Source organism: Halalkalibacter lacteus, assembly GCF_036663595.1.
GTDB classification, from domain to species: domain Bacteria; phylum Bacillota; class Bacilli; order Bacillales; family Bacillaceae_D; genus Halalkalibacter; species Halalkalibacter lacteus.
Genome location: NZ_JAWRVL010000404.1, coordinates 1 through 243, shown reverse-complemented (window position 1 = coordinate 243; position 243 = coordinate 1). Strand labels below are relative to the sequence as shown.

General features: G+C 57.6%; 1 protein-coding gene. It reads right to left on the bottom strand.

Translation table 11 applies throughout. The annotated features are described in order from the left end of the window. A partial coding sequence (locus SAZ04_RS22820; RefSeq protein WP_332700046.1) for a glycogen/starch synthase occupies positions 1 to 207 on the bottom strand: 207 nt, incomplete at its 3' end. Positions 208 to 243: the final 36 nt, after the last annotated feature.

The following is a 243-nucleotide window of genomic DNA, read 5'->3' as shown; positions in this document are numbered from 1 at the left end:
CAGAGAGATCTTGCCAGCGAAGGTATCGCGGCGGGAGATCACTTTGGCGTCGGTTACACCACGGCGAATATCCGGGAACGCAGGCAGCAGAACGCGCGTATCTACCCCATCGGCAATTTGTGCCGCGGGCAGCGCGCCAATCACGTCCGCCAGACCACCGGTCTTCAGCAACGGAAACATCTCAGAACATACATGTAAAACCTGCATTATCGCTCCTGTCAAAACCGTTCGGCTCGCGTTGCC